Annotated in this window: 4 protein-coding genes; all 4 read right to left on the reverse strand. The window is 34.6% G+C overall.

The window, feature by feature from the left end; all coding sequences use genetic code 11:
- Positions 1-596: S-layer homology domain-containing protein (locus tag N4A40_02650; protein ID MCT4660733.1), on the reverse strand; the 596-nt coding region annotated here is incomplete at its 3' end.
- Between the two features lie 239 nt (positions 597-835).
- Complete coding sequence (locus N4A40_02655; GenBank protein ID MCT4660734.1) at positions 836-3,898, reverse strand: S-layer homology domain-containing protein; 3,063 nt, start codon at positions 3,896-3,898, stop codon at positions 836-838.
- A gap of 116 nt (positions 3,899-4,014) precedes the next feature.
- Positions 4,015-4,659: a recombination regulator RecX gene (locus N4A40_02660; GenBank protein ID MCT4660735.1), complete on the reverse strand. Its 645-nt coding sequence runs from the start codon at positions 4,657-4,659 to the stop codon at positions 4,015-4,017.
- Between the two features lie 118 nt (positions 4,660-4,777).
- Positions 4,778-5,020, reverse strand: a 243-nt coding sequence (locus N4A40_02665; protein ID MCT4660736.1) for a DUF1934 domain-containing protein, incomplete at its 5' end; no start/stop codon positions are given.

Consider the following 5,020-nt stretch of genomic DNA (forward strand, 5'->3'; position numbering starts at 1 on the left):
CTCGTTATAGGATCTTTCGGTCTAAATGTATGATCTGAATATCCTCCGATATATCCCATTTCAACCATAGCGTTTATAAATTGTCTGTTTTCTGATGCTATTTTTGAGTAGTCTTTAAACTTTCTAGCTGCCGAACTATAGCTCTTTGCATCTATTCTAAGTACCTTAGCAAGCATAACCGTAACTTCTTCACGAGATATCTTACTCTCTGGTTTAAAGCTACTCTCGTTAGGATTTACATATCCAGCGCGCACAGCTTTAGCTACGTCATAGTAAAACCAATCACTCTCTGATACATCATCAAATGTCTTGAATTCTGTATCATGATACCCAAACACCATATTTACTATAGCTATAAATTCAGCCTTTGTAATAGCGTCATCTGCTCTAAATGATGAAGTATCATAGCCAGAAATCATTCCCTTATTAAGCCAGTCAAACATCCTATCACCAGCCCATTCTGGATTATTCTCATAACCAACTGGACTTGATACATCATTTATATATGTATCTGCACTAGCTGAAATTGACATAAAAATCATGCAAAATACAAGTGCAAATGCTACTAAGTTCTTCCATCTCAGATTAAATCGCATATAATAATACCTCCTATTTTACTCTCAATATTAACATCGACCATTTTATAATAATTCTTTAATATTCGGGAAATAATTTTTTATATATCCCAATAAAAAATCCTTCCGATTTTAACTGCTATTTTTCTTTCAATAACAGTTTATCACAATTGGAAGGATTTTTCTTATCTTTCAAATAGAAATTTGATAGCATTCTTGCCTTTTCTATTTTGATAATTTATAAATATTTTCACTTTGTTTTAATCATCATCGTCTTCGTCATCTTCATCATCTTCATCGTCTTCATCTTTTTCAACAACAATCTCCTTGTAACCAATCAACCATGAGTTACCATCACTACTTTCACCATATGCTTGAACCATAATCTTACCATAGCCTTCAACTTCTATTTTACCACTACTAGATAGGTCCACTGACTCAATATGTTTTTCTTTTTCAGTAACTGACCATGTAAGATCCGTATTTTTATATTCTTTCTCATCATAGTCTTCTACCTTGAATGTATATCTCTTATCTTGCTCTATAGCCGGTTCATCTTCATCAACCTCTTTATGGTCTATATACAAATTCAAGAATATAGTAGGTTTTTCATCTTGATATTCAAGGTTTCCAACTTCTATAACTTTTCTAGCCATAACAGGAACTCCATCTACCATTCCACCCGCAGTGACTAGTACTCTACCTTTACCTGACACACTTAGCAATCCAGTTTGTTCATCTATTGCCATTTGCCATATATCTCCGTCTATTTGGCTTACTGACCATTCTATATCTGTTATTTTTTTATTATTTGGAGCCTCTCCTTTGAGCCTTAGCTGTCCTGCAATCTCTCTAACGCTATAAACACCATTATCAGAAATTATCTTCATACCTTGCTCTTTTTCGTAATAGCTGTTTTCAAATTCTCTCTCTGGTTCTTCTTTTTCTGGCTTTGTAATATCTGTGTAGTTTACATTTTCAACATCTATTATTTTCTGTTTATAAAGTTCTGATCCGTCTGTAGTGTGAAGAGTTACTAGCACTCGACCCATTCCATATGCTTTTAGTATGTTTTTCTCTATAGTCGGATATTCTGTAAATCTACCATCAAGAATCTCAGCTTTCCACTCAAATTTCTTTTGATTCTCGAGCTCATCCTTGTCGTATTTATCGTCAATCTCTATAATCGGAGTAAGTTTCATAGTACCATCTTCTGGCATTTTCTCAGCTTCTAATGTAAAATCCACTGCATCTATGATATCATCGTCATATCTACGTCTTACAAAAAATTCTCTTTGTGCAATTAATTCGTATGAAGATCCTTTTAATTTGGCTGTAATCCAAATTTCACCCTCCTCTGAATCATCAGCTATCATCAAAAATCCATTTTGGCTTATTTGAGCTTTTATATCTTTATCATCTTTATGTGTAATCGACCACTCTACTTGTCCACCCTTTATATGCTTAGGTGAAAGTTCTGCTTTAAGCTGATAATTGTGCTTATCTCTAAGCCTATCTAAATAATCTCCCTCTTCATCATCTTTATAGGTTATTTTTATATCTGTATACATATTATAATCTCTATAAGGATACTTCGTCCATTTATCAGGATTACCAACAAATATATCCTGAGTCGTCTTGAGTTCAGGTTTCTGTGCATCAAATGCTGTTACAGTCATCATTCCATCACCCTGAGCTTCTATTACTCCAGTATACGGATCTATATATGAATAATTTACACCCTTGCCATTTAATATAGACCAAGTGAGATTTGGTTCAGATACTTTATCTAATTGATCTCTTTTTCTTATAATCAATTTTACAGGTTCTTTTGACGGTACGGATATAAGATTCGTTCTATTAGTTCTAATCAAATAATTATCCCAAGCTGTTTTTGGAAGTGGTGCATCGAAAGCTTCTTTAACTACTTTATTTTCAATTTTTGCGCTAACTATTCCACTTCCTAAAATCAATCCGTCTACCGCTTTTGCTATCTCAACTCCATTTGAGTTTACTTCTGCAACTTCAACTCTTCCATCTCCAGTTACTTTCGTTATAGCGTTTGCTGTGAGTTTTTTTACTTTCGCATTATAATCTAAATAAACTGAAGTTCCTGCTGCTGCCTTCGCTATTACTATTTCATCTACTACAGCATCTCTCTTTACATCAATAAATGAGTTTACATTTACATTTACTCTCTTTACATGACCTTCTACGACTGTTCTTTTTCTCTCTGTGTTTACATTTATGACATCCACCTCTCCTATGTATTCCGGAAGCGACATGTCGTTTGCTGTTATTTTCTTTATTTCCGAGTCTTCTGATGTCCTTATAGCGGATTCATTTGCACTTGAAACAAATTGCAAATCAGCTATGGTAGATTCTCCAACTAAGTCTATAAGAGATTCTTCATTTACATTTACCTTGCCAAATTCACCTTCGAGCTCCACTCTAGCAAATGTCTTTTGATCGCCTATATCCATATTTATAAATCCAAGTTCTGTGAAAAATTGTTCTCGAAGTTTTGCATCTGATTTTACAGTAGTATGTTCTATAGTAGTTCCACCATCTGTAACTATCGTCACGGGGAAGTTGTCCCTCTTTACAACCAATTCTTTTATATTACAATTTCTGAAACGAATGGCCTCTCCGCCACCCATTATTACCATTTTACCCTTTACTACAGTATCTTCTAGCTCTACTCCACCATCTCCAACACCGGGTGCAATGTAAAGATTTCCATTTATAGTTGCATTTATTATCGTTACATAATCCTCATTTATTATGAGATTATTAAAAGGTTTTGCATCTTCCCCATAATAGGTAAATTGACCGTCCACATTTATAGTTTGATCGGCAATTCTATCCAATAACACAAGTGCTTCTCCAAGCGTAATCGGATCTTTTGGTTTAAACTCACTTCTTGTCGTCTCTATTATCCCAGCATTTATAGCGCCTTCTACGTAAAACGCATAGCTACCATCAATCTGAGCAAAATCCTTAAATTTTCTAGCTTTAGTTATTGTTCTACTCTCAGGAATATCAAAATCCCTCATCAGCTCGTGTATTGCAGCTTCTCTTGACATAGGTAGTTCATTAAACGTCTTCTTTTCAATTCCTTCAAATTCACCAACTAGAGCATCAAATTCGCCATAGCTAAGCACTTTGTCTGGATTTGTAGTATCTATATTTTTTAGTATTCCATAGTTCTTCCATTTGTAAATGTATTCATCAGCCCAATGCGCTTTCGCCCTTATAGGACTAACAAATACAGATGAAGCCGTTATAGCCACAGCTAACATCATAGACAAAACTTTCCTCATCAAATCTCCTCACTTCCTATTTTTTCTAGGAACACGCGGGGACGGACCTCTCGTGTTTGAACTCTAACACAAGAGGTCCGTCCCCATGTGTGTTCCCCCACTTCCCGTTCTGTTCCCTAAATTTCTCCTTGCTCCTCTACGTTATCTATCGCCCTCTTAATCATATAACTATCATATCCTCTTCTAGCTAGATATGCATATAGTTTTTGCCTTTTCTTATATTTATCTGTTTCTTTTAATGTTATCGACTTTTTAAGGCAGAGTTTTAATAGATTTTCAAACTCTATGTCTTCTAAATCCTCTTTTGTTTCATTTAATTTTCTTGTTATTATGCCATCATCCACGCCTTTTTGACTGAGCATCGCTCTGATTTTTAAATCACCGTATTTCTTTAGTCTCTTAGCATCTTTTATGTATCTTTCTGCATAGAGTGCATCGTCAATATAATTATACTCTCTTAATTTTTCAATTACCAATTCTATATTTTTATTGTATTCAGACCGTTCACCTAACTTATTTCTGATCTCTCTTTCCGTATAAAATCGTCTGCTGATTACATTCGTTGCGTACTCTCTTAATTTTATATAATCAAAATCGACGATTAACTCGTATATGAGTTCCTCGTCGATTGACTTTCCCTTATCTAAAAAATGTTTATAAACAGTTTCAATATGGGCAGAAATTACCCGTCCATCATCTAGGTGTACTTCACAATACGCTTTTTTGGCCTGAGTTATTTTTATTTTAATAATAGTTGCCATAAAATCTCCCCTATTTTTCTAGGTGATTACCGAACACGCTGGGACGGACCTCTCGTGTTTGAATTCTAACACAAGAGGTCCGTCCCCGTGTGTTCCACAAAACGCCGCATGTTTTCCATCACCTAACTATAATTTCCACCTTATTGTTCATCTCTTCACCCATTATATTTAGATAATATTCTAAATAAATTATGCCATGACCCTCATCGTCTAGTTCTAGTTTCATCTCATGAGTGTGAATCGTTATATCCATATAACCATAAGGAGTAATATACTTGCTCTCAGTAGTTTCTTTTAGTTTATATATCATTGCAGAATCGTGATCTGTGTATCTTATGATTTCAACAACATCTTCCGATTC

The organism is Tissierellales bacterium (genome assembly GCA_025210965.1).
Classification (GTDB): domain Bacteria; phylum Bacillota; class Clostridia; order Tissierellales; family JAOAQY01; genus JAOAQY01.

Coding starts and splice junctions, on each gene's coding strand:
- N4A40_02655 (MCT4660734.1), bottom strand. CDS start 3,898: ATGAGGAAAGTTTTGTCTATGATGTTAGCTGTGGCTATAACGGCTTCA.
- N4A40_02660 (MCT4660735.1), bottom strand. CDS start 4,659: ATGGCAACTATTATTAAAATAAAAATAACTCAGGCCAAAAAAGCGTAT.